The following is a 20,694-nucleotide window of genomic DNA, read 5'->3' as shown; positions in this document are numbered from 1 at the left end:
ATAGAGTCCGGAAATCAAGCCGCCTGGCAGGCGTCAAAGCTCTTCTTCAGCCGTTCGGCGTCAAGCTCGCGGCCGATGAACACCAGCCGGCTCTCATGCTTTTCGCCGTCTTTCCAGGCGCGCTGGTGGTCGCCTTCGATGATCATGTGCACGCCCTGGATGACATAGCGCTCGTCGTCGCCCTTGAGCGCGATGATGCCTTTCAGCCGCAGGATGTTGGGACCTTCCATCTGAGTGATCTTCTCGATCCACGGGAAGAATTTCTTCGGGTCCATCTCGCCGCCGCGCAGCGACACCGACTGCACGGTCACGTCATGGATGTCGGAGGGATGCGCGTGATCGTGATGATGATGGTCGTGATCATGGTCGTGGTGATCGTGGTCGTGATCATGGTGGTCGTGATCATGATCGTGCGCCTCGAGAAAATGCGGATCGTTTTCCAATGCGCGCGACAGGTCGAAGGCGCCGCGGTCGAGCACTTCGGACAGCGCCACGCCGGCGCGCGTGGTGCGGTGGATCCTGGCCGCCGGGTTGATGGCGCGGATGGTGGCTTCGACCTTGGCCAGCTCTTCGGGCGTCACCAGATCGGTCTTGTTCAGCACGACAACATCGGCAAACGCGATCTGGTCCTCGGCTTCCTTGGAATCCTTCAACCTGAGCGGCAGGTGCTTGGCGTCGACCAGGGCCACGACAGCGTCGAGTTTGGTCTTGGAGCGCACGTCGTCGTCCATGAAGAAGGTCTGCGCCACCGGCACAGGATCGGCGAGGCCGGTGGTCTCGACGACGATGGCGTCGAAGCGGCCGGGACGGCGCATCAGGCCTTCGACGACGCGGATCAGGTCGCCGCGCACCGTGCAGCAGACGCAGCCATTGTTCATTTCGTAGATTTCCTCGTCGGATTCCACGATCAAATCATTGTCGATGCCGATCTCGCCGAATTCATTGACGATGACGGCATAACGCTTGCCATGGTTTTCCGACAGGATGCGGTTGAGCAGCGTCGTCTTGCCGGCGCCGAGATAGCCGGTGAGAACGGTCACGGGGATTTGCGTCTGTGCTTCGCTCATATCTTGCCTCGAAATGGCTGGGCCACGGAATTGCGGGCCGCAAGAAGGGATTGTTGGCCTGATATAGGATGTGTGCCGGCCTTTTGCACGAGGCAAACCGCCGGGGTGTTTGACCCAGGATTGACGAAGCGGATGGGTAGACCCGAGAGGCCGAGTGCGAGGGATGCCGACCATCAACGTGTCGCTGGAAACGCCTCTTCGTTGACCTGTGCTAAGCCGCGCCGCGTCAAACCGTTGCAATCGCCTTGGCGGAAACTCGTTTGTCATCTAACTGAAATAAACATCTGGCATCACCATTTCGAGCACCACAAATGCTTGCCGGCAAAGCTGTTTCGAAAGCCGGAATCTTTTTGATCGTCGATTGCCAACCGGCCGGCTGCGTCTATGCTGCACGCACCGGTACGGCCGAAGAGGGATCACCATGGCCAAGGCGGACAAGACTGCAACGATGAGCCGGCTGCATTCGGCGGCAAGGCTGGCAAGGACCGCGCTGGCGGCGCGGCTTCTGGCGCACGGCTTCTATGCCGGCCAGGACCAGATCATGCTGACGCTCGACCGCGAGGACGGCCAGACGCCCGGCAATCTCGCCGGCCGCCTGGGCGTGCGCCCGCCGACCATCACCAAGACCATAAACCGGCTGCAGGCCCAGGGCTTTTTGGAAAAGCGCGCCTCTTCCGCGGATGCACGCCAGGCGCATATCTTTCTCACCGACACCGGCCGCGAGATCATCCACGCCATCGAGAAGTCGGTTAAGAAGACCGAGAAGCAGGCGTTGAAGGGCCTCGACAAGAAAGAACAGAAGACGCTGTTCAAGCTGCTCGCCCGCATCGAGGCCAATTTGTCGAACGAAGAACTGGTGCTCGTCGACGACGATGGCGACAGCGACGATTGATCTTCCTGACCTAGGCCGCCACCGAAGGGCCGCGCACCAGCGCCGACCAGCGGCCGGGCGTCAGGCCGAATGCTTTCTTGAAATGCCTGTTGAAATGGCTCTGGTCGCTGAAGCCGGCGCCAACGGCAATCTCGGCCAGCGGCTCGCCCACCTCGATCATCCGTCTTGCCTTTTGCAGCCGGCGCATCAGCAGGAACCGATGCGGGCTGGTGGAATAGGTCGCGCGAAAATGGCGTGACAGCGCATAGCGGTCGAGCCCGGTGACGGCTTCCAGCTCATCGGAACGAACGGACCGCTCCGCATTCTCCTCGAGATAGCCGCGCGCCAGCGCTGCCGCACGCGAGGCCGACCTCCCCATCGGCTTTGCTTTCTGTCCCGCATGACGCCCCAGATGCTGCGCCAGCTCCGCAACGAAATCGGCGACGAACAGCTCGTCCAGTTCCTCATCGAGCGGCGACAGGGCCGAAAGCAGCGTGCCACGCAAGGCAGGATCGCTGACCACAGCATCCCTGACGAAAGGCAGCGGCGCGCCGTCGAGGCAGTCGAGCAGCAGTGACGGCTCCAGATAGAGGATCCGGTAGCGCAGACCATCCTCGGTCCCGGCGCCGCCATCGTGCACTTCGTCGGGATGCAGCACGATAACCTGGCCGGGCAGGCTGTGGTTGACAGTGCCCCTGTAGTGGAAGCGCTGCACACCGGAAAGCGTCACGCCGACGGCAAGTGTATCATGACGGTGCAGGTCGAAGGCGTTGCCATGGAAATGCGCCTCGATGCGCTCGATGCCAGCGGTAACAGGCGCCGACACGATCCGGTCTTCATCCGCGCACGAACGTTCAAGACCCTGCGTCGCCTCACCTTCTAGATCGTGCGTCATCACCTATCCCTGCCCTTCATGGGCGTGCTCCGGAGTCCTCATCTTGGTGTTCGATACGAAATTTGCAATCGTGCTGCGGGACGATCTCGCCGTCTGGCAAAAGCTCAACGTCGCCGCCTTCCTGACCAGCGGCATCGTCGCGCAATTCCCCGCCATTATCGGCGAACCCTACCGCGACCGCGCCGGCAACCTTTACAATCCTCTGTCGATCCAGCCGGTCATCGTGCTTTCGGCCGATGGGCCGACGCTCAACTCCATCCACCGGAAGGCGCTGGAGCGGGGCGTGACGGGGTCAGCCTATGTCGAGGAGATGTTTGCCACCGGCTTCGATGCGGCCAACCGCGCGGTCTTCGCCGAGTTCGGGCCTGAGGACGCCAAGATCGTCGGCATCGCGCTGCGTGCCGACAAGAAACTCGTCGACAAGATCACCAAGGGCGCCCGCATGCACGCCTAATTCAGCAGGAAGCGTGTAACGGCGCTCATGAATTCAGTCGGCCGCTCGACGTTCAGCATATGGACGCCCGGAAGCAGTGTAAGCGTGGCGCCGGGGATGCTGGCTGCGATCGCCTCGCTGTGGCTTGCCAGCGTTACCTTGTCGTCTTCTCCACCGATCACCAGGGTGGGCGCGGTAATGAGGGAGACAGTCCGGCGCAGATCGCAATCGCGTACGGCGGCGAAGCATCCCGCGAGACCTTGGGGCGGCGTCGCCAGGACCATTGCGCGGAACGCGTCGACGGTTTCGTTTGGGCCGGCAAGCATCGAGGCGGGAAACCAGTTGTGCATGAACATGTCCGCGGTGGCCGACATGTTGCTCGCTGCAAGGGCAGTCCTGATCTGCTCATCAAAGTAAGAAGCCGGCCCGAGATGCGGCGAGGTGTTGGAAAGGATGAGACGCTCGATGCGCTCCGAGGCATGGATACCCAGCCACTGCCCTACGAAGCCGCCCAGCGACAGCCCGCAGAAATGCACGCGGGCGATCTGAAGCGCATCCAGCAGCTCAAGGACGTCGCGGCCCAGCCGATCGAGCGAATAGGCTCCGGCCGGAGCATCGGAACTGCCGTGGCCGCGCAGATCATAGCGCAGCACCCGGAAAGATCCGGCAAATTCCGCAAGCTGCCGGTCCCACATATGCAGGTTCGTCGCAATGGAATTCGAGAGCACAAGCACAGGGCCGGCCCCCGCCAGCTGATAGGCGATCCGGCAGCCGTCGCCCGTCGTAAAATAAAACGTGTCAGTCATCTGGTCCTCATCTCACCCTGGCGAAAGGAGTTCGATGCTCCCGCCGCCCTTTGAATGAGCCACCCTAGGCCTCGTAATTATCCAGGAAAATTACTATGATTGGACAATCTCAGTAGGTTTTGGCGATAATGAATGGTCTGAAACTCCACGACCTACGGTGCTTTGACGCCGTGGCAAGCGAGGGCAGCTTCCAGGCGGCCGCCCTTGCCTTGAACCGATCGCATCCATCCGTCTTCGCCGCTGTCGCACGCCTCGAGCAGTTGCTCGGGCTCACACTTCTCGACCGCAGCGGATATCGGGTGGGGCTGACGGAGGCGGGCCGCGAGTTTCACGCGCGAGCGCAGCTGACATTGCGCGAGCTCGACCATCTGCGAACCTATGCGGGCCAGTTGGCGAGTGGCGAGGAGACGGTCCTGCGTGTGGTCGTGGGTGATCTGTGCCCGCGACCGCAAATCCTGCCTATGCTCAGCGGCTTCTTTGCCGAACGCACCGGGACACGCCTGCACCTGGAGTACGAGGCGGTCGGCGGTCCGCTCGAACGGTTGATGGAAGGCGAGGCTGACCTCATCTTCCATCGCGCGGATCCTTCCGATCCGCATCTCGAGCGGATCGATCTCTGCGCGGTGCCCCTCGTGCCGGTGGTGGCGCCTGGGTTCCTTCCGTTCGCGCCTGGCCGCGAGATTGCGCCGGAGCAGATGCGGCCCTTCACCCAGTGCGTGATCCGCGACACGGCGCGGCGGCCGTCGCCGGAGAGCTATTTCCTCGTCGACGGTGCGCATCAGTGCTCGGTGCCGGATCATCTGATGAAGAAGGAACTGATCCTTCACGGATTGGCCTGGGGCCATCTGCCGGCATGGCTGATCGAGGACGAACTGCGGGATAGGAGGCTGATCTCGATCGCTGGTGCACATCTGCCCGGCCGGACGGAGACCCTGGCGGCGGTGCGCCGGCGCGACCGACCGCATGGACCCGTCGCCCAGGCGTTGTGGCTTCATCTCCAGGCGCAAGTGGCATCCGGCGAGGCGCTTTAGCCGGCATAGGATCGGCCCGCGCTGAGCCTGCGCGCGGCTCCTGTTGTGCCAGTCGCTTTTGGCTTGCCGGGCGCAGGCGATTGCCGCAAAGGTTAAGCGTTGCTCCTCCCTGCCCGGCCTGACATTGAACGTTCCCGCAAAAGCAGACGAAAGCGCAACGCCGCCCGCGGCGATGCTGTTCATGCTTTCCACCTATGTCTTTTTCACCTTTCTCGACACATCGAGCAAATATCTGGTCCTGGCCGGCGTCTCGGCGCTGATCGTCGCCTGGGCCCGCTTCACCGTCCATGTCCTGCTTGTCGGCGTCTTCCTGCGCGGCTGGCGCGAGCCGTCGCGCTTCCGCGCCAACAATTTGCCGGCCCACATCCTGCGCGGCGGTCTGCTGTTCGGCTCGACGATGTGCAACGTCATGGCGCTCAAAACGCTTCAACTGGCCGAGACCACCTCGATCTACTTCTTCGGGCCGATGGTGATCACCGCCCTTGCCGGACCGCTGCTTGGTGAATGGGCCGGCTGGCGGCGCTGGCTGGCGATCCTGACGGGTTTTGTCGGCGTGCTCGTCATCACAAGGCCGGGCGTCGGCGTTTTCGGTGTCGGCCACCTCTTCGCGCTCGGCTCCATGCTGTCGAACTCCTTTTACGTCATCATGACTCGGCGCATGTCGGCCAGCGAAAGCTCGGAAAGCCTGATCCTCTTTTCGGCGCTGGCGCCGGCCCTGCTGCTTTTGCCGATGCTGCCGTTCTCGCATCAGCTGCCGCAGGATGGCTGGCATTGGGTCATCCTGGTGATGCTGGGCGTGTTCGGCGCCGGCGGCCACTGGCTTCTGGTGCAGGCCTACCGACTGGCGACCACCACGGCGCTGGCGCCTTACCCGTATTCGCAGATGGTCTGGATGATCCTGTCCGGCTGGATCATCTTCCACCAGTTCCCCGACCGCTGGACGCTGGTGGGTGCTGCGATCATCGTCGCCAGCGGCCTTTACATCATCCATCGCGAGCACCGTTTGCGGCTGCGCAATCGCACGACCGTCGATGTCGAAGCGGAGGCGCTGGCGAAAAAACTTTGATTTGCTCCGAATCCGATGGCATAACGCCGCATTTAAAAAATTTAAAAAACTCGGGGAGCGAAGGGCTGGCACAAAAGATCAAGCTTTCGACGATCGCGGATGCGCTTGGCGTCTCCACGGCCACGGTCTCCCTCGCCTTGCGCGACAGTCCACTGGTCGCAGGCGCCACGCGTGACCGCATCAAGGAGCATGCGCGGGCCATCGGGTATATCTACAACCGCCGCGCCGCCTCACTGCGCACCTCGCGCTCGGGGATTGTCGGCGTCGTCGTGCACGACATCATGAACCCGTTCTTCGCCGAGATCCTGCGCTCCATCGAAAGCGAACTCGATCGCAGCCGGCAGACCTTTATCCTGTCCAACCACTACGACCAGCTGGAAAAGCAGCGCACCTTCATCGACACGCTGCTGCAGCTCGGCGCCGATGGCGTCATCATGTCGCCGGCCATCGGCACGCCGGCTTCCGACATCGTCATGGCCGAAGAAAACGGCCTGCCGGCGGTGCTGATCGCACGCAGCGTGGAAGGCGCCGACGTGCCGGTGTTTCGCGGCGACGATGCCTATGGCACAGCACTTGCCACCAATCACCTGATCTCGCTCGGCCACAAGCGCATCGCCATGATCGGCGGCACCGACCAGACCTCGACCGGGCGCGACCGCTACCAGGGCTATCTCAACGCCATGGAAGCCGCCGGGCTGGAAGTCAGGCCGTCCTGGCGCATTGCCGGGCCGCGCACCAAGCAGGGCGGATTCGAGGCGGCTGGACAGTTTTTGGCGCTTAAAGACAAGCCAACCGCCGCCTGCTGCTGGAATGATCTCGTCGCCATAGGGCTGATGAACGGCATTGCCCGCGCCGGCCTGGTGCCGGGCGCCGACATATCGGTCACCGGCTATGACGATCTCGAGGAGGCGGCAATCGCGACACCGGCGCTCACCACAGTCTGGAATGGCCAGCGAGAGGTTGGCCGCCGTGCCGCCAGCGCGCTGCTCGACAAATTGAACGGACAGGCGGTACGGCCGTCACAGGAACTGATCAAGCCGGAACTGCATGTGCGCCAGTCGACCGGCAAGCCGGTGGAGCGTGCATGACCAAGACTGATGCGTTGCAGACCGTCGCCGTTCTGGTGCCGGGACATTTCAACGACCATGCGGTCGAGCGCATCGACCGCACCTTCAAGCGGGTCAAGATAGAGCGCGCCGATCCCGCCCTGGTCACCGACGAGATGCGCCATGACGTGCGCGCCATTGCGTCCTTCGCCGGCGTCAATGCGGCATTGATGGATGCATTGCCCAACCTCGAACTCATCGCCTCCTTCGGCGTCGGCTATGATTCGGTCGATGCGGGCCATGCGGCCAAGAAAAACATCATGGTCACCAACACCCCCGATGTTTTGACCGAGGAGGTCGCCGACACCACGATCGGCCTTTTGCTCAACACCGTGCGTGAACTTTACAACGCCGAGAAATGGCTGCGCGACGGCAGTTGGGTGAAGAAGGGCAACTATCCGCTGAGCCGGCTGACCTTGCGCGGTCGGCATGTCGGCATTTTCGGCATGGGCCGCATCGGCCTTGCCATTGCGCGCCGGCTGGAAGCGTTCGGGCTGCCGGTGGCCTACCACAACAGGCGCAAGGTCGAAGGTCTGGCTTATGGATACCACCCGACGCTGAAGGCCCTTGCCGAAGCGGTCGATACGCTGATTTCCGTAGTGCCGGGCGGCGCTTCCACGGAGAAGGCGGTCAATGCCGAAATCCTGGCTGCACTTGGCGCCAACGGCGTTTTCGTCAACATCGGCCGTGGCAGCACGGTCGACGAGGCAGACCTCGCCGCAGCGCTTGCCAACGGCACCATCGCCGCCGCCGGGCTCGATGTTTTCGCCGATGAACCGAATGTGCCCAAGGCTTTGCTGGAGGCGCCCAACACCTCGCTTTTGCCCCATGTCGGCTCGGCCTCGCACCACACGCGCCGCGCCATGGCGGATCTGTGCGTCGACAATCTGGTATCCTGGTTCAGCGAGCGCCGGCCACTGACCCCGGTGCCGGAGACGGCGCAAGTCAAGCCACGAAGCTGAGCGGCTCTCTGCCACACTCGTTAACGTCGACTTAACGCTTTGGAATCATTCTGCATCTGCGCCGGGGGGCGCGGAGTGCAAGATGACGAAACTTCCGGCATTGATTGCGGCAGCGGCACTTTTCGCCGGCTTTCAGCTGTTTCACGGCGGCAGCAGTGAAAGTTCGGCCAATGAAGCAAGGCCGGCAACCACCTTCAGGCTGGTCGCCAATGGCGACGAAGGCGACTGCGCGGTTAATCGCGGCGCCGCGATTGACGATGGCCTGTCGCTGTTGACCGTGGCGCCGAGTTGCCGCGGGTTGCTGCCGGGGATCGAGCGGGCAAAATTCTGGCGTGAGGGCGAGGACGGCACGATCGCGTTCAGCGCCGACGGCACCGACCCGATCGTCACCTTCTCGGTTGCGGATGGCGACGGCTACGAATCCTACGCTCCGGCCACGCCGCTGCTTTCGCTGGCGACAACCGGCGAACGGGATCAATCCGCCGGCAATTGATCGTCGGGATTTATTCCGCCGCCGCCCGTGCACCGGCCTTCGCCGCCGCATGCAGCCGCACCGCATCGCCGAAGGCGCGGAAGATCTTGGCCGAGTTGCCGTCCGACTTGACCCAGTATTCGGGGTGCCATTGCACGCCGACGGCGAAGGCGCGGGCGTCCTTCACCGAAACCGCCTCCACCGTGCCGTCGCCGGCAACCGCCTCGACCTGCAGCTTCGAGCCGAGCCGGTCGATGCCTTGGCGGTGCAGCGAGTTGACCTTGATGTCGCCGGCGCCGAATACACCGGCCAGGCAACTGCCCGGCTTGATCGAAATGGTCTGGTGAATGGCGAAACGTTCGTCCTGATTGTCGCTCACCGGCGCGCGATGGTCCAGCGAACCTTCGCGCTCCTGGATCTCGGTGCCAAGCGTGCCGCCTAGCGCCACGTTCAACTCCTGGATGCCGCGGCAGATGGCAAGCAGCGGCACGCCGCGCTCGATCGCCTTGCAGATCAACGGCAGCGTGGTGGAATCGCGCGCCGGGTCGTAGGGGCCGTTGGCCTCGCTGGCGTCGCCGCCATAGAGCGAGGGATGCACGTTGGACTTTGAGCCGGTGACCATGACACCATCGACCGAGGACAACAGCTCGTCGAAATCGAGCCGGTCGCCGAAGGACGGCACCAAAAGCGGGAACACGCCGGCGCCGGAAAGTGCTGCCTCGATATATTGCTGCGGGACGGCATGCCAAGTGTAGTTGTCAAACTGACGGACGTCGGTGGATATGGCGACGAGCGGCTGGTGCATTTGGGTCCGGATTCCATTTGGAGCGAAGCGAATAGCTATTGTGCCTGCAAAATAGGCGATCCGAAGGCGCTTTTCCATGGCAAGTTTCGCCATCTCGCATGGGCCACGCGGCGAACGTTAGACTATAGTTGCAGGCTGGCCGGCCGGCCCGCGGATTTGTCGCCAGCGCCGCCGTCAAATCCCGCCACCATGCTGGACTCGACCTTTTGCCCGTGTATTGTTTCGGGCAAATCGATACCGGACGTGAGGAGATGTCCCTGATATCGGTTGTTGGTCCAATAGGGAGGAACTGCATGGATCGTCGTTCATTCATCCGCAAGGCCGGGGTCACCGGCGTGGGCGCAGCGGCGGCTGCCGCTACGCTAGCCGCACCGGCAATCGCCCAGTCCAATCCGAAAGTGACGTGGCGGTTGGCGTCATCCTTTCCCAAGTCACTCGATACGATCTATGGCGGCGCCGAAGTCTTCTCCAAGATGCTGTCTGAGGCGACGGACGGCAATTTCCAGGTCCAGGTCTTCGCCTCCGGCGAACTCGTGCCCGGCCTGCAGGCCGCCGACGCCACCACTGCCGGCACTGTCGAGGCCTGCCACACGGTGTCATACTATTATTGGGGCAAGGACCCGACATGGGCGCTCGGTGCGGCGGTGCCGTTCTCGCTCAACGCGCGCGGCATGAACGCCTGGCACTATCATGGCGGCGGCATCGACCTGTTCAACGAGTTTCTTGCCACGCAGGGTCTTTTCGGCCTGCCCGGCGGCAACACCGGCGTGCAGATGGGCGGCTGGTTCCGCAAGGAGATCAACACCGTCGCCGACCTGTCCGGCCTCAAGATGCGCATCGGCGGCTTTGCCGGCAAAGTGGTGCAGAAGCTCGGCGTCGTGCCGCAGCAGATCGCCGGTGGCGACATCTATCCGGCGCTGGAAAAAGGCACGATCGACGCCGCCGAATGGGTCGGCCCCTATGACGACGAGAAGCTCGGCTTCTACAAGGTCGCGCCCTACTACTATTATCCCGGCTGGTGGGAAGGCGGCCCGACCGTCCATCTCTTGTTCAACAACGCCAAGTACGAGGAGCTGTCGCCCGCCTACAAGTCGCTTGTGCACACCGCCGCGCACGCGGCGGACGCCAACATGCTGCAGAAATACGATTTTCTCAATCCTGCGGCGGTGAAGCGGCTGGTGGCCGGCGGCGCGAAATTGCGCCCGTTCAGCCAGGACATCATGGCCGCCTGTTTCGAGAAGGCCAATGAGGTCTACACCGAAATGGAAGCCACCAACGCACCGTTCAAGAAGATCTGGGACTCGATCAAGGGCTTCCGCAAGGAGCACTATCTGTGGGCGCAGGTGGCCGAGTACAATTACGACACCTTCATGATGGTCCAGCAGCGCAACGGCAAACTGTAGGCTGGGATCTGTCCCTTCTCCCCGTCACTATACGGGGAGAAGGTCCCGGCAGGTGGATGAGGGGCGGCGCAAACTTCGGCGATTGATCGCCTTGGGCTTGGTAGCCGCCCCGAAATTATAGGCTATCTTTCCAAGCGTTGACGCTGCACCTCACCTGCCTGCCGGCATCCTCTCCCCGTATAGTGACGGGGAGAGGGACGCGGTCATCGTCGTTTCGCCAATCGCCAACGTCGCAGGATTGAGGCTGCCCTTCATTCCCTGCCCGGCACCACCAACACCTTGACCTCGCCGGGGGCGGCCGGGTTGGCGATCACCGAGGCGGCTTCCTCCAGGCCGACCTGCCTTGAGATGAGCTTGTCGATCTCGATTGCGCCGGACGCGACAAGGTCCGCTGCCCGCCTGTGGGTGAAGGGATTGATGAACGAGCCGAGAACCTTCAGCTCGCGAAACAGGATGTCGAACGGTTCGAAGGGCACTTTCACGCCTTGCGGCATCACGCCGACGATCACCACCGTGCCGCCGGACTTCGCCAGCCGCATCGATTGTTCGACGGTATCGGGGACACCGGCGCATTCGAGCACCACGTCGGCCCCGCCGGGCACAAGGCCGGTTGGGCCGGCGATCGCCTCGATCGGGTCGACCGCGTTTGGGTCGACCGTCGCCGTTGCACCGAGCTCTTCGGCGAGCGCACGGCGGGAGGCCTGCCGCGTCGACAGGATGATGGTCGCCGCTCCTGCGAGCCTCGCCAATTGCACGGTAAGCAGGCCGATGACGCCGCCACCAAGCACCACCACGGCAGCGCCGGGTCTGATTCCGGCGAGGTCGACAGCGTGCAGGCAGCAGGCCAGCGGCTCGCAGAAGGCGCCATGCGTTGGCTTGAGGTTCGCAGGCAGAAGAAAGGCCTGGCTCTGCGGCATCACGACGTAGTCGGCGAAGCCGCCGTCGCGATGGATGCCGATGGCCCTGAGATTGCTGCACAGATTGACGCGGCCGGCTCGGCAATGACTGCAGCGTCCGCAGAAGATGTTGGGATCGCCGGTAACACGGTCACCGATGGCGATGCCGGAAACCGCGTCGCCGACAGCCTCGACGATGCCGCAGAATTCGTGACCAAGCGTCACCGGCGGGCTCGAAGGGAATTCGCCGTGGAGGAGGTGACGGTCGGTGCCGCAAACGCCGCAGGCTTCGACGCGCACCAGAACGTCCTGCGGTCCCGCAACAGGCTTGTCGACCTCCCGTAGCGCAATGCTGCCCACGGCTTCCAGGCGCACGGCTCTCATAACATCCTCACTCAGGTTCTCAGTGTTCACACATCAGTTGAAGTTCGGCGGCTGCGACAGGTCGGTCGCCGGCGGCGCCGGCTTGGCGGGCGGTGTCTCGCCGAAATTCGGCGGCTGCGAGAGATCGTTCGACGGTGGCGCCGCGGGTGATGGGCCACCGTTGGCTGGTGGTGGTGTGCCGAGAGGCGCAAGGCCTGGCATATCAGGCAAGTTGATCTCGATCGTTCCCGGATCGACGGCCGCACCCTTGTAGCGCATGACCATTTGCGGGAAGGCGATGGTCAGCCCGATCATGATCACCTGGATGCAGACGAAGGGCACGGCGCCCCAATAGATCTGGCCGGTGGTCACCGGCGCGATCTGCTTGCCGGTGAGGCGATCGAGATAGGGCGCGCGCGCGGCGACAGAGCGCAGGTAGAACAGCGCAAAGCCGAAAGGCGGGTGCATGAAGCTTGTCTGCATGTTGACGCCGAGCAGCACGCCGAACCAGATCAGGTCGATGCCGAGCTTATCGGCAGCCGGTGCCAAGAGCGGTACGATGATGAAGGCGAGCTCGAAGAAGTCGAGGAAGAAGGCGAGCACGAAGACCAGGATGTTGACGCCGATCAGGAAGCCGACTTCGCCGCCCGGCAGCGACGTCAACAAATGCTCGACCCAGACGTGGCCGTTGACGCCGTAGAAGGTCAGCGAGAACACCCGCGCGCCGACCAGGATGAACAGCACGAAGGAGGAAAGCCTGGTCGTTGACGCGAGCGCCTGCTTGATGACATCCAGCGACAACCGCCCCTTCATGGCTGCCATCGCCAGGGCGCCAACCGCGCCCATGGCGCCGCCCTCCGTGGGGGTCGCGATGCCGAGGAAGATGGTGCCCAGCACCAGGAAGATCAGTGCCAGAGGCGGGATCAAAACGATGATCACCTGCTGCGCCAACCTGGACATCATGTTGATGTTGAGGCCCTTGTCGGCGATCGCCACGATGTAGATGAGGATCACGCCGATGCTGGCGCCAAGGATGTCGGCATTGTCGCCATGCGCCGGCTCAAGGTAGCGATATGCCGCATAGGAAGCCGCGACTGCCACCAGCAGTGCCGCGAGCAGCGACAGCACGCCGTGGCCAAGCGTGCGGGCCGCCAGCGGCAACGCCGGCATCGAGTTCGGCCGGACAATCGACATGATCAGGATGTAGAGCGTGTAAAGGCCGGTCAGCACCAGGCCGGGGATCAGCGCGCCGGCATACATGTCGCCGACCGAACGGCCGAGCTGGTCGGCCAGAACGATCAGCACCAGCGACGGCGGGATGATCTGGGCGAGTGTGCCGGATGCCGCGATGACGCCCGACGCCAGTCGTCGGTCATAGCCGTAGCGCAGCATGATCGGAAGCGAGATAAGTCCCATGGCGATGACCGACGCCGCCACGACGCCGGTGGTTGCTGCCAGCAGCGCACCGACGAAGATCACCGCATAGGCAAGGCCGCCGCGAACCGGGCCGAACAGCTGGCCGATCGTGTCGAGCAGGTCCTCGGCCATGCCCGATCGTTCCAGCACGATGCCCATGAAGGTGAAGAACGGGATTGCCAAGAGCGTGTCGTTCGACATCACCCGGCTGCCGTAGAAATTGTCGGGCAGCGCATGCAGCAGCGGCCACGCCAGGTTGATCGAGCCGCCCGAATAGGGCGACAGCACGACGCCGATGAAGAAGAACATCAGGCCGTTTGCGGCGAGTGAAAAAGCGACGGGATAGCCGATCAGCAGGAAGATGATCAGCGAAGCGAACATGATCGGCGCCATGTTCTGGGCGATGAACTCGATCATGGGCGCGCCTCCTGGGCGAGCGCCTTGGCTTCTTCGGCAAGGGCTTTCGCCTCGAGCTCGGCCTGTTCGTGCACCGAGATGAACGGATTGGGATCGTCCATGTCGCCGCGCATGATGGCGATCTTCTTGATGATCTCGGAGATGCCTTGCAGCGCCAGCAGGAAGAAGCCGACGAGCAGGATCGCCTTGGCCGGCCAGATGATCAGGCCGCCGGAATTGTTCGACATTTCGCCGCTGCGGAACGACAGCGACACGTAGGGGACAAAATAGATCACCATCAGCGTTACGAACGGCATCAGGAAGAAGACATGGCCGAGCAGGTCGATCCAGTGCTGCACGCGGCGCGACCACATGCCGTAGACGATGTCGATGCGGATATGGTCATTCTGCTTCAGCGTATAGGCGGCGGCCAGCATGAAGGCGGCGCCGAACAGGTACCACTGCAGTTCCAGCCAGGCATTCGACGAGACGTCGAAGACCTTGCGGATGATGGCATTGGCGGCGCTGACCAGGATTGCCAGCAGGATCAGCCACGATATCCACCGGCCGATGAACTCGTTCATACGGTCGATCGTTCTGGATAAAGCGAGCAGCCCTGCCATGCATTTCCTCCCTGAGGTCGAAGGCGCGCCGGCTCCCCTATTTTCCGTCGCGCCGCTGTGGCCCAACGGTATGCCGTGCGTGGTTCGGCGGGTCAACATGGCATGGGCGCGATCAACGCCGTCGTGACGGGAGGCAGGGGATAAGTGCCGACCGGCTGCTGCGTCATGCAACCAAAGTCTGACAGCGGATGCGGCGATCAGGCGATCTTCTGCTGGTCGCGGCCGGGACCGATCAGCACAAGTGCCGCGACCAGGAACAGATACATCCAGCCATCGCGCCATTCGATCGGGAAATAGCCGGCCCATAGCGATTCGGCCATGCCGAAGGCGGCCGCACCGAGCGCGGCCCGAGGCGGCGAGAGATAGCCGCCCACCGCCGTCACGAACAGGATTTTCAGCCCGTAAACGAGGCCCGAGCCGAAGCTGACATTGCCGTAGTAAAGGGCGGCCATGATTCCGGCCAGCGCGGCGCAGAAACCGCCAAACAACACCGCATGCCGGAACACTGCGCGCACGTCCACGCCGCACATGGCAGCCGCTTTGGGATCGTCGGAGACGGCCCGCCAGCGGCGGCCGAAGCCTGAGCTGGCGAACGCCCATGCGGCGAGCATGATTGCCACCAGAACCACCGCGCAATCGATGAGCTGGATCAGCGTCAGCGTCGCCTGGAAGCCGGCATCCTGAGCGAAGACAATGGGTTGCGCCAGCATAGGCGGCAGCCACCAGTCATGCGTGTCGGCGGCGATACGGCTTGCTTCCGACAGCACCAGCAGGATGCCGAGCGTCGTCACCACAATGGCATTGGGCGTGCGGTCGGCCAGCGGTTCGAAGACGCTGCGCGACAGCACGTGGCCGATCAGCGCGGCATAAAGGAAAGCCGTGACGACGCCGAGCACCACTGCCGCCAGCAAGGTCAGCCACAATACCTGATAGCCGAAGGCCACGGTCAGGATCATCGTCTGGCCGCAAAAGGCGAACAGCGCGCCATAGGCGAGATTGGTCCGGTGCAGGATGCCATTGGTCAGCACGTAGCCGAAGGCAAGCAGCGCATAGAGCGCGCCGGAATGCAGCCCGTTCAGCACCTGCTGGAAGAAATAGAGCATAGACAGCTTTCCGGGCGCCGGAGCCCGCGCCAAGGTTTGCATCGTAAAATCTAACTTGTCAAACGCGATTTATCGGTTAGATTTCTGATATGACAGTATCTTGGAGCCCACATCGCTTCACCGGCGGCATTCTTGCGCTCGATACGGCCAACACCGTGGTGTTGCGCAACGATCCGGAAAAGACCTTCGACCGTTTTGCCGATCCGGCCGAGATCGCGCGCTTCGCCAACGCCGCAACCGGCTTTCGCGGTGCCGAGCTTGGCGGCAGACCGCTGGAGGCGACGTCGCCGGACAGCATCGCTCCGGTGGTGCTGGCGATCCGCGAGACGACCGACTGCCTGTTTCGCGGCGCGGTGTCGAAAGGTGCGCTTGCCGCCGGCGACCTCTCCGCTTTTCTCAAGGCCTGCGCCAACGGCCTCGATCGGGGCCCGGCCGAAATCGGCGCCCCGGGCAGACCGTTCGGCGATCCGGCGACGCCGATCGCGTTCGAGGCGGCGCTGGCGGTTTCGGCGTTGTCGCTGCTGCGCGACGACGCGGTCGCCAGGCTCAGGATCTGTCCCAATTGCAGCTGGCTGTTTCTCGACAGGAGCCGCAATTCCAGCCGCCTTTGGTGCGATATGGCTGTGTGCGGCAACCGCCAGAAAGCAAGCCGTCACTATCGCCGCCGCCGCACGGCGGCCCATGAGGTCAACAATGCCTAGGGTTGTTTTTCGTTCGATCCTTGTCGGTGCAGCGCTTATCGCAGCCGTTGCGCTTGGCGCCTGCCGCGACACCGGCGGCGACGGCAAGCTGTTCGAGGTTTCCGGCAAGGTCGTCGTCTTCAACTACCGTCTCGCCCGGGCGACCTATGTCGTGACGCTGCGGCCCCTGCAGCCGATGGGCGAAGGCCAGGTTGCGGTCGCCAGTTTCCAGAATCCGGCCGGCGGCCCTCCCCTGGTAGTCGAGCAGAAGGTCTGGCCGAAGCTCGACAAGGTCAGCCTGGAGAGCCCGGCGCTCACCTGCATCGTCAAGGACAAACCCTATGCGATCTCCATCAGCATCAGGGGTCCTGACGGCACGTTCCTGCAGAAGATCGACACGACGCTGATGTCGAGCGAGGACCAGTCGATCCTTCCCGACCGGCCGCTGGTGGTCGACCAGCTCTATACGGCGAATCCCGATCTTGCCGGCCATCCCGACGGCAAGCTGCCGGGTGAGCCGAAGCCGGATTGCTCGAAAGGCTGACGCGTCTTTGCCGGGCGCGACTGCGTGGAAATTTTCGGTCGCCGGACAACCGCCGCGGACCGATTTCGTGCCGGATACGCGACGGCAGCGGATCGTTCGTTGCGCTTTGCCTGGCACTTTCGATTTCGTTTGACCTGCCTTGCAAGCGGAGAAAGACTGCGCCATCTCACTCCTACGTTGGCTGCGCGCCCCCGGTGCTGTCTCCGCAGAGGAAATGCCTGATGACGCTGCACGACGTCGCGCTCGACGACAAGTTCGATCTTGGCAAGGAGCGCATCTTCCTGTCCGGCGCACAGGCGGTCATCCGCATGCTTTTGATGCAACGCGAGCGCGACCGCCGGGCCGGCCTCAACACGGCCGGCTTCGTGTCCGGTTATCGCGGCTCGCCGCTCGGCGGCCTCGACATGCAGCTGTGGCGGGCGAAAAAGCAGCTGGCGCAGGCCGACATCGTCTTCCAGCCCGGCCTCAACGAGGAGCTTGCCGCCACCGCCTGCTGGGGCTCTCAGCAGACGGAATTAATGGGCGAAGGCAAGCATGACGGGGTGTTTTCGGTCTGGTACGGCAAGGGACCGGGCGTCGACCGCTCCGGCGACGTTTTCCGCCACGCCAACCTCGCGGGATCGTCGAAGTATGGCGGCGTGCTTGCGCTGATGGGCGACGACCATATGGCCGAATCATCGACCAATGCGCACGCCACCGAATTCCTGTTCGTCGACACCATGGTGCCGATCCTCAACCCGGCCGGCGTTCAGGAGATCATCGACTACGGCCTCTACGGCTTTGCCATGTCGCGCTTCGCCGGCACCTGGGCGGCTATCAAATGCGTCAAGGACAACATCGAATCGACGGCCTCGGTCGATGCCGCGCTCGAGCGCCTGAACATCGTCGTGCCGGAGTTCGATATGCCGCCCGGCGGCCTCAACATCCGCGATGAGATCGACATGCTCGGCCAGGAGGAGCGCCTGCATGAATACAAGCGCGCCGCTGCGTCCGCCTTCATCCATGCCAACGGCCTGAACGGCATCGTCTATTCGGGCGGCCGGGCGCCGAAGCTCGGTATCATCACGCTCGGCAAGAGCTATCTCGATGTCCGCCAGGCGCTGGAAGACATCGGCGTCGACGAGGCCGCCGCCAACCGCATCGGCATCCGCCTGTTCAAGGTCGGCTGCCCATGGCCGCTCGACCTGCAGCATATCGCCGAATTCGCCCGCGGCCTCGACACCATCGTCGTCGTCGAGGAGAAGCGCTCGCTGATCGAGGTGCAGCTGCGCGAAAACCTCTACGGCACCGCCACCCAGCCGGCGATCGTCGGCAAGAAGGACGAGCGCGGCGACTGGCTGTTCCCGGCCAAGGGCGCGCTCGACCCCAACGAGATCGCCATTGCGCTGGGCGAGCGCATCCTGCGCACAATCGGCCCTTCGGAAGAGATCACTGCCAAGGTGGCGAAGCTGCGCCAGTTCCAGGCGATGCTTGCCGACACCAGCGATATCGGTTCGCGCACGCCGTTCTTCTGCTCCGGCTGCCCGCACAATTCCTCGACCAAGGTGCCCGACGGCTCGATCGCCGCCGCCGGTATCGGCTGCCATTTCATGGCGCTGTGGATGGACCGCAACACGGTCGGCTTCACCGCCATGGGGGGCGAGGGCGCACAATGGGTCGGCCAGGCGCCATTCTCCAAGCGCGGCCACATTTTCCAGAATCTCGGCGACGGGACCTACAATCACTCCGGCACGCTGGCGATCCGCTTCGCGCTGTCGACCGATGCCAACATCACCTACAAGATCCTCTACAACGACGCCGTCGCCATGACCGGCGGCCAGCCGCATGAAGGCGGCCTGACTGTCGACATGATCGCCAGGCAGGTGCGCGCCGAAGGCGTCGAGCGCATCGCCATCGTCACCGACGAGCCGGACAAATATGCAGGAAAGGCCGAATTCCCCTCCGGCGCCACCATCCACCACCGCGACGACCTCGACCTCGTCCAGCGCGAGTTGCGCGACGTCAAGGGCGTCTCGGTGCTGCTCTATGACCAGACCTGCGCCGCCGAAAAGCGCCGCCGCCGCAAGCGCGGCACCTTCCCGGATCCCGACAAGCGGGTCTTCATCAACGAACTGGTCTGCGAGGGCTGCGGCGATTGCGGGGTGCAATCGAACTGCGTCTCGATCCAGCCGGTCGAAACCGAGTTCGGCCGCAAGCGCAGAATAGACCAGTCGAGCTGCAACAAGGACTTCTCCTGCGTCAACGGCTTCTGCCCGTCCTTCGTCACCGTGCACGGCGCCAAGATCAGGAAGGCCGAAGGCATTGCCGGGCGCTCCGACCCGCTTGACGGCGTGCCGGTGCCAGCCGAATTCCCGCTCGGTAGCGAGGGTTGGGCGGCGATCATCGACGGCGTCGGCGGCACCGGCGTCGTCACCATAGGTGCTGTGCTCGGTATGGCCGCCCATCTCGAGGACAAGGGCTGCGGCATGATTGACATGGCCGGCCTCGCCCAGAAGGGCGGTTCGGTGTTCACCCATGTCCGCATCGCCCGCACGCCGGACGACATCCACGCGATCCGCGTTTCGGCCGGCAAGGCCGACCTGGTACTCGGCTGCGACCTTGTCGTGTCCGGCGCCAAGAAGGTGCTTGGCGCGGTGCGCGAAGGCCATACCATCTTCCTCGCCAACACCGCCGAGATCATGCCCGGCGAATTCGCCCGTTCGGCCGATTTCTCGCTGCCGATCGAGCGCCTGAAGAAGGCGATCCGTGCTGCTGCAGGCGAAGACAAGACGCATTTCTTCGACGCCACGCGCACCGCCACCCAATTGTTCGGCAATTCGCTCGGCGCCAACATGTTCATGCTCGGCTTCGCTTTCCAGCATGGCGGGCTGCCGCTGTCGGCGCAAGCCGTTGAAAGAGCAATCGAATTGAACGGCGAGGCGGTGGCGATGAACATCGCCGCGTTCCGCTGGGGCCGGCGCGCCGCGCATCAGCCGGACTTTGTGCGCGGCCTCATCGCGCAGCCGGGCAAGGCCACTGAGATCGCCGAGACGCTGGACGATATCATCGCCCGCCGCGTCGCTTTCCTCTCTGCCTATCAGAATGCCGCCTATGGCAGGCGCTATGCCGAGAAGCTGGCGGTTTTGCGTGCTGCCGAGGCCAAGGGCGTGCCTGGCTCGACCGCGGTGACTGAGGCCGCCGCCAGAAACCTGTTCAAGCTGATGGCGATCAAGGACGAATATGAGGTGGCGCGGCTCTACACCGACGGCTCCTTCGCTATGGAGCTCTCAAAACAATTCCAGAGCTACGACAAACTCGAATTTCATCTGGCGCCACCGATCATGGGCAGGCGCGGCAATGACGGCAAGCCGAGGAAATCGAGCTTCGGCCCGTGGATGATGAAGGGATTTCGCCTGCTGGCGGCGCTGAAAGGCCTGCGCGGCACGGCCTTCGACGTCTTCGGCTACAGCACTGAGCGGCGCATCGAGCGGCAGCTTCTGGCCCGCTATGAGGCCGATCTGGAGCTTGTCGCCAAGGCACTTGCGCCAGGCAGGATCGAGGCCGCCATCGCCCTTGCCTCGGTGCCGGCGCTCATTCGCGGCTACGGCCATGTGAGGCAGGCCAGCGCCGAAAAGGCGGCGGATGAACGAAATCGCCTTCTTGAACGATTCAAGTTGCCGGTGCAGCCAGGCGCATTACAAGCCGCTGAGTAGCCGAAAGGGCCGGAAAAACAGGCCCTTCAGCGCGAGCTAAAGGTTTTTTAATGGGACTATGCCA

Annotated in this window: 19 protein-coding genes; 11 read left to right on the top strand and 8 right to left on the bottom strand. The window is 63.5% G+C overall.

The window, feature by feature from the left end; translation table 11 throughout:
* Nucleotides 1-14 precede the first annotated feature (14 nt).
* Nucleotides 15-1,067, bottom strand: coding sequence for a CobW family GTP-binding protein (locus NKI35_RS12750; protein ID WP_023689243.1), 1,053 nt, complete (start codon nt 1,065-1,067; stop codon nt 15-17).
* 421 nt (nt 1,068-1,488) lie between these two features.
* Between NKI35_RS12750 and NKI35_RS12745 the strand changes: the two genes are divergently transcribed.
* The gene (locus NKI35_RS12745) at nt 1,489-1,959 is read left to right on the top strand and encodes a MarR family winged helix-turn-helix transcriptional regulator (protein WP_352740251.1); all 471 of its coding nucleotides are present in this window, start codon (nt 1,489-1,491) and stop codon (nt 1,957-1,959) included.
* A gap of 10 nt (nt 1,960-1,969) precedes the next feature.
* On the opposite strand, the gene NKI35_RS12740 is transcribed toward NKI35_RS12745, so the two are convergent.
* A complete protein-coding gene (locus tag NKI35_RS12740) occupies nt 1,970-2,833 on the bottom strand; it encodes an AraC family transcriptional regulator (protein ID WP_023826667.1) in 864 nt (287 codons plus the stop codon).
* 46 nt (nt 2,834-2,879) lie between these two features.
* Here NKI35_RS12740 and NKI35_RS12735 point away from each other — a divergent pair, with 46 nt between their 5' ends.
* Nucleotides 2,880-3,287 (top strand): DUF2000 family protein, encoded by a 408-nt coding sequence (locus NKI35_RS12735; protein ID WP_023683511.1) that lies wholly within the window; start codon nt 2,880-2,882, stop codon nt 3,285-3,287.
* Here NKI35_RS12735 and NKI35_RS12730 read toward each other — a convergent pair.
* Nucleotides 3,284-4,072: an alpha/beta fold hydrolase gene (locus NKI35_RS12730; RefSeq protein WP_352740249.1), complete on the bottom strand. Its 789-nt coding sequence runs from the start codon at nt 4,070-4,072 to the stop codon at nt 3,284-3,286. The two genes, NKI35_RS12735 and NKI35_RS12730, sit on opposite strands and share 4 nt — an antisense overlap.
* Before the next feature lie 128 nt (nt 4,073-4,200).
* Between NKI35_RS12730 and NKI35_RS12725 the strand changes: the two genes are divergently transcribed.
* The 5 genes from NKI35_RS12725 (at nt 4,201) to NKI35_RS12705 (ending at nt 8,730) form a co-directional block, all read left to right on the top strand.
* A complete protein-coding gene (locus NKI35_RS12725) occupies nt 4,201-5,103 on the top strand; it encodes a LysR family transcriptional regulator (RefSeq protein WP_352652426.1) in 903 nt (300 codons plus the stop codon).
* A 181-nt stretch (nt 5,104-5,284) separates the two neighbouring features.
* On the top strand, nt 5,285-6,169 hold the full coding sequence (locus NKI35_RS12720) for a DMT family transporter (RefSeq protein ID WP_352740247.1): 885 nt from the start codon (nt 5,285-5,287) through the stop codon (nt 6,167-6,169).
* Nucleotides 6,170-6,234: 65 nt separating this feature from the next.
* Nucleotides 6,235-7,257 (top strand): LacI family DNA-binding transcriptional regulator, encoded by a 1,023-nt coding sequence (locus NKI35_RS12715; protein WP_023671355.1) that lies wholly within the window; start codon nt 6,235-6,237, stop codon nt 7,255-7,257.
* Nucleotides 7,254-8,237, top strand: coding sequence for a 2-hydroxyacid dehydrogenase (locus NKI35_RS12710; RefSeq protein ID WP_352740245.1), 984 nt, complete (start codon nt 7,254-7,256; stop codon nt 8,235-8,237). The genes NKI35_RS12715 and NKI35_RS12710 overlap by 4 nt, the downstream gene beginning before the upstream one ends.
* Before the next feature lie 82 nt (nt 8,238-8,319).
* Nucleotides 8,320-8,730, top strand: a complete 411-nt coding sequence (locus tag NKI35_RS12705; protein WP_352447226.1) for a hypothetical protein — start codon at nt 8,320-8,322, stop codon at nt 8,728-8,730.
* Between the two features lie 10 nt (nt 8,731-8,740).
* Here the strand turns inward: NKI35_RS12705 and NKI35_RS12700 are convergent, their stop codons facing one another.
* On the bottom strand, nt 8,741-9,514 hold the full coding sequence (locus tag NKI35_RS12700) for a gamma-glutamyl-gamma-aminobutyrate hydrolase family protein (protein WP_023725934.1): 774 nt from the start codon (nt 9,512-9,514) through the stop codon (nt 8,741-8,743).
* Between the two features lie 293 nt (nt 9,515-9,807).
* Between NKI35_RS12700 and NKI35_RS12695 the strand changes: the two genes are divergently transcribed.
* The gene (locus NKI35_RS12695) at nt 9,808-10,917 is read left to right on the top strand and encodes a TRAP transporter substrate-binding protein (RefSeq protein ID WP_352740243.1); all 1,110 of its coding nucleotides are present in this window, start codon (nt 9,808-9,810) and stop codon (nt 10,915-10,917) included.
* A 251-nt stretch (nt 10,918-11,168) separates the two neighbouring features.
* On the opposite strand, the gene NKI35_RS12690 is transcribed toward NKI35_RS12695, so the two are convergent.
* From NKI35_RS12690 to NKI35_RS12675, 4 genes are all read right to left on the bottom strand, one after another.
* Complete coding sequence (locus NKI35_RS12690; RefSeq protein ID WP_352740241.1) at nt 11,169-12,197, bottom strand: zinc-dependent alcohol dehydrogenase family protein; 1,029 nt, start codon at nt 12,195-12,197, stop codon at nt 11,169-11,171.
* 33 nt (nt 12,198-12,230) lie between these two features.
* The gene (locus tag NKI35_RS12685; protein ID WP_352740239.1) at nt 12,231-14,009 is read right to left on the bottom strand and encodes a TRAP transporter large permease; all 1,779 of its coding nucleotides are present in this window, start codon (nt 14,007-14,009) and stop codon (nt 12,231-12,233) included.
* The gene (locus NKI35_RS12680; RefSeq protein WP_023683517.1) at nt 14,006-14,611 is read right to left on the bottom strand and encodes a TRAP transporter small permease subunit; all 606 of its coding nucleotides are present in this window, start codon (nt 14,609-14,611) and stop codon (nt 14,006-14,008) included. The genes NKI35_RS12685 and NKI35_RS12680 overlap by 4 nt, the downstream gene beginning before the upstream one ends.
* Nucleotides 14,612-14,808: 197 nt before the next feature.
* Complete coding sequence (locus NKI35_RS12675) at nt 14,809-15,714, bottom strand: branched-chain amino acid ABC transporter permease (protein WP_352520581.1); 906 nt, start codon at nt 15,712-15,714, stop codon at nt 14,809-14,811.
* Nucleotides 15,715-15,803: 89 nt separating this feature from the next.
* Here NKI35_RS12675 and NKI35_RS12670 point away from each other — a divergent pair, with 89 nt between their 5' ends.
* The 3 genes from NKI35_RS12670 (at nt 15,804) to NKI35_RS12660 (ending at nt 20,630) form a co-directional block, all read left to right on the top strand.
* On the top strand, nt 15,804-16,415 hold the full coding sequence (locus NKI35_RS12670) for a CGNR zinc finger domain-containing protein (RefSeq protein WP_352520582.1): 612 nt from the start codon (nt 15,804-15,806) through the stop codon (nt 16,413-16,415).
* Nucleotides 16,408-16,938, top strand: a complete 531-nt coding sequence (locus NKI35_RS12665) for a hypothetical protein (protein ID WP_023729725.1) — start codon at nt 16,408-16,410, stop codon at nt 16,936-16,938. The genes NKI35_RS12670 and NKI35_RS12665 overlap by 8 nt, the downstream gene beginning before the upstream one ends.
* 221 nt (nt 16,939-17,159) lie before the next feature.
* The gene (locus NKI35_RS12660) at nt 17,160-20,630 is read left to right on the top strand and encodes an indolepyruvate ferredoxin oxidoreductase family protein (RefSeq protein WP_352740236.1); all 3,471 of its coding nucleotides are present in this window, start codon (nt 17,160-17,162) and stop codon (nt 20,628-20,630) included.
* The last annotated feature ends 64 nt before the right edge of the window (nt 20,631-20,694 follow it).

Source organism: Mesorhizobium sp. M0676 (assembly GCF_040320535.1).
Classification (GTDB): domain Bacteria; phylum Pseudomonadota; class Alphaproteobacteria; order Rhizobiales; family Rhizobiaceae; genus Mesorhizobium.
This window is presented reverse-complemented; position numbering and strand designations above follow the sequence as displayed.

Excerpts from the sequence above, each read along its gene's own strand:
- NKI35_RS12750 (WP_023689243.1), bottom strand. The coding sequence starts at position 1,067 with ATGAGCGAAGCACAGACGCAAATCCCCGTGACCGTTCTCACCGGCTAT.
- NKI35_RS12745 (WP_352740251.1), top strand. The coding sequence starts at position 1,489 with ATGGCCAAGGCGGACAAGACTGCAACGATGAGCCGGCTGCATTCGGCG.
- NKI35_RS12740 (WP_023826667.1), bottom strand. The coding sequence starts at position 2,833 with ATGACGCACGATCTAGAAGGTGAGGCGACGCAGGGTCTTGAACGTTCG.
- NKI35_RS12730 (WP_352740249.1), bottom strand. The coding sequence starts at position 4,072 with ATGACTGACACGTTTTATTTTACGACGGGCGACGGCTGCCGGATCGCC.
- NKI35_RS12725 (WP_352652426.1), top strand. The coding sequence starts at position 4,201 with ATGAATGGTCTGAAACTCCACGACCTACGGTGCTTTGACGCCGTGGCA.
- NKI35_RS12720 (WP_352740247.1), top strand. The coding sequence starts at position 5,285 with ATGCTTTCCACCTATGTCTTTTTCACCTTTCTCGACACATCGAGCAAA.
- NKI35_RS12710 (WP_352740245.1), top strand. The coding sequence starts at position 7,254 with ATGACCAAGACTGATGCGTTGCAGACCGTCGCCGTTCTGGTGCCGGGA.
- NKI35_RS12705 (WP_352447226.1), top strand. The coding sequence starts at position 8,320 with ATGACGAAACTTCCGGCATTGATTGCGGCAGCGGCACTTTTCGCCGGC.
- NKI35_RS12700 (WP_023725934.1), bottom strand. The coding sequence starts at position 9,514 with ATGCACCAGCCGCTCGTCGCCATATCCACCGACGTCCGTCAGTTTGAC.
- NKI35_RS12695 (WP_352740243.1), top strand. The coding sequence starts at position 9,808 with ATGGATCGTCGTTCATTCATCCGCAAGGCCGGGGTCACCGGCGTGGGC.
- NKI35_RS12690 (WP_352740241.1), bottom strand. The coding sequence starts at position 12,197 with ATGAGAGCCGTGCGCCTGGAAGCCGTGGGCAGCATTGCGCTACGGGAG.
- NKI35_RS12685 (WP_352740239.1), bottom strand. The coding sequence starts at position 14,009 with ATGATCGAGTTCATCGCCCAGAACATGGCGCCGATCATGTTCGCTTCG.
- NKI35_RS12680 (WP_023683517.1), bottom strand. The coding sequence starts at position 14,611 with ATGGCAGGGCTGCTCGCTTTATCCAGAACGATCGACCGTATGAACGAG.
- NKI35_RS12675 (WP_352520581.1), bottom strand. The coding sequence starts at position 15,714 with ATGCTCTATTTCTTCCAGCAGGTGCTGAACGGGCTGCATTCCGGCGCG.
- NKI35_RS12670 (WP_352520582.1), top strand. The coding sequence starts at position 15,804 with ATGACAGTATCTTGGAGCCCACATCGCTTCACCGGCGGCATTCTTGCG.
- NKI35_RS12665 (WP_023729725.1), top strand. The coding sequence starts at position 16,408 with ATGCCTAGGGTTGTTTTTCGTTCGATCCTTGTCGGTGCAGCGCTTATC.
- NKI35_RS12660 (WP_352740236.1), top strand. The coding sequence starts at position 17,160 with ATGACGCTGCACGACGTCGCGCTCGACGACAAGTTCGATCTTGGCAAG.